Raw genomic sequence first — 2359 nt, 5'->3', positions numbered from 1 at the left:
AAGACCAACCCCACCAAGACCACCGGCTAGTATAAAACGCCCTACAACGCGACAACCCCAACCCCCGCAATCACGCCCCCCGGGCGGGGGTGTTGACGGGCCCGGGCGGGGCCGCCCCCCCCCCCCCGCGCGCCGTGGGGGGTGTGTCTCGTGGGATGACAAGCGTCTGAGCGGCGGTGCTCCGGTACCGCCGCGCAGGCGTTTTCCCGTCTGCGGGGTCTTGACGGGGCGGTATATCTGACGGACAGTCAGAAGCCGTGAGGGGTGAGCCGGAGGTCCACGAGGAGTTCGAGGCGCGACTGAAGGCCTACCAGGGCCGGCCGGCCGCCGCCACCGGGGTCGGCCGCGACCCGGTCAACGAGCCGATGATCAGGCACTGGTGCGAGGCCATGGGCGACACCAGCCCCGCGTACACGGGACCGGACGCCGTCGCGCCGCCCACCATGCTCCAGGCGTGGACCATGGCCGGCCTCACCCGCCGCCCGGAACGCACGGCCGCCTACGACGAACTCCTCACCCTGCTCGACGAGTCGGGCCACCACGCGGTCGTCGCCACCGACTGCGAACAGGAGTACCTGCGCCCGCTGCGCCCGGGCGACGAGATCACGTTCGACTCGGTGATCGAGTCGGTGTCCGGCCGCAAGACCACGAAGCTCGGGGCGGGTTACTTCGTCACCACCCGCACGGACGTCCGCGCGAACGGCGAGCCGGCCGGCACCCACCGCTTCCGCATCCTCAAGTACGCCCCCGCTCACGGGCCTTCGACGCCGTCCGAACGCCGCCCGCGCCCCGTCGTCAACCGCGACAACGCCGGCTTCTGGGAGGGCGTGGCCCGCCGCGAGCTCCTCATCCAGCGCTGCACTGCCTGCGCCACCCTGCGTTTCCCCTGGCTGCCGGGCTGCACCACCTGCGGATCCCCCGACTGGGACACCGTCGAGGCGAGCGGCGAGGGCACGGTCCACTCCTACGTCGTCATGCACCACCCGCCCTTTCCGGCCTTCGAACCGCCCTACGCGGTCGGCCTGATCGAGCTCGCCGAGGGCGTGCGGATCGTCAGCAACGTGGTGGGCGTGCCGCACGACAAGGTGCGGATCGGAATGCCGGTGCGGCTGGAGTTCCGGCGCTACGACGACGAGCTGGTGCTGCCCGTCTTCCAGGGGGTGACGCCGTGAAGGCCGGCGACCGGCTCCCGCCGCTGGAGATCCCGGTCACCCGCACCCTGATCGTCGCCGGGGCGATCGCCTCCCGCGACTACCAGGACGTCCACCACGACCCGGACCTGGCGCGGCGGAAGGGCTCCCCCGACATCTTCATGAACATCCTGACGACCAACGGCCTGGTCGGCCGCTACATCACCGACCACTTCGGTCCGCGGGCGGAGCTGCGCCGGGTCGCCATCCGGCTCGGCGCGCCCAATCATCCCGGCGACACGATGGTGCTGACCGGCACGGTCGAGGAGGTCGACGGTGACACGGCGACCGTCCGGGTCGTCGGCGCGAACGGCCTCGGCGAGCACGTCACCGGCACCGTGACGGTGAGGGTCCCGGCATGAGCCTCTCAGGGCGCGACGGACTCGGCGGACGCGCGGCCGTCGTCGGTGTGGGAGCCACCGCGTTCTCCAAGGACTCGGGCCGCAGCGAACTGCGCCTCGCCGTCGAGGCGGTGCGGGCGGCCCTCGCGGACGCGGGGCTGACACCGGCCGACGTCGACGGAATGGTCACCTTCACCATGGACACCAGCCCGGAGATCACCGTCGCCCAGGCGGCGGGCATCGGGGAGCTCTCCTTCTTCTCCCGCGTCCACTACGGCGGTGGCGCGTCCTGCGCCACCGTCCAGCAGGCCGCCCTGGCGATCGCCGCGGGCGTGGCCGACGTGGTCGTCTGCTACCGGGCGTTCAACGAGCGCTCGGGCCGCCGCTTCGGCTCCGGGGTGCGGCACCGGGAGCCCTCGGCGGAAGGTGCGGCCCTCGGCTGGTCGCTGCCGTTCGGCCTGCTCACCCCGGCCTCCTGGGTGGCGATGGCCGCCCAGCGCTACCTGCACATCTACGGGCTGACCCCCGAGGCGTTCGGGCACGTGGCGGTCGTCGGCCGGAAGTACGCGGCGACCAACCCGGCGGCCCACTTCCACGGCCGTCCCATCACCCTGGCCGACCACGCCGCCTCGCGCTGGATCGTCGAACCGCTGCGGCTGCTGGACTGCTGCCAGGAGACGGACGGCGGCCAGGCCCTCGTCGTCACCTCCGTCGAACGGGCCCGCGACCTGCCCCGCCCGCCCGCCGTGATCGCCGCCGCGGCCCAGGGCGCCGGACGCGCCCAGGAGCAGATGACGAGCTTCTACCGCGACGACCTGACCGGCCTGC

Annotated in this window: 3 protein-coding genes; all 3 read left to right on the top strand. The window is 72.8% G+C overall.

All coding sequences use genetic code 11. The features are described 5' to 3' along the window. The first annotated feature begins 257 nt into the window (after positions 1-257). Positions 258-1172, top strand: coding sequence for a bifunctional MaoC family dehydratase N-terminal/OB-fold nucleic acid binding domain-containing protein (locus tag ABZ281_RS46225; RefSeq protein WP_356664491.1), 915 nt, complete (start codon positions 258-260; stop codon positions 1170-1172). Further along, positions 1169-1552, top strand: a complete 384-nt coding sequence (locus ABZ281_RS46220; protein ID WP_356664489.1) for a MaoC family dehydratase — start codon at positions 1169-1171, stop codon at positions 1550-1552. The genes ABZ281_RS46225 and ABZ281_RS46220 overlap by 4 nt, the downstream gene beginning before the upstream one ends. Continuing rightward, positions 1549-2359 (top strand): lipid-transfer protein (locus tag ABZ281_RS46215; RefSeq protein ID WP_356664487.1); only part of this gene is annotated, 811 nt, incomplete at its 3' end. The genes ABZ281_RS46220 and ABZ281_RS46215, both read left to right, overlap by 4 nt.

The organism is Streptomyces sp. NPDC006265 (assembly GCF_040613555.1).
In the GTDB taxonomy this organism is placed as follows: Bacteria; Actinomycetota; Actinomycetes; order Streptomycetales; family Streptomycetaceae; genus Streptomyces.
Note: the sequence above shows the minus strand (reverse complement) of the source record. Positions and strands in the feature narration are given on the sequence as shown.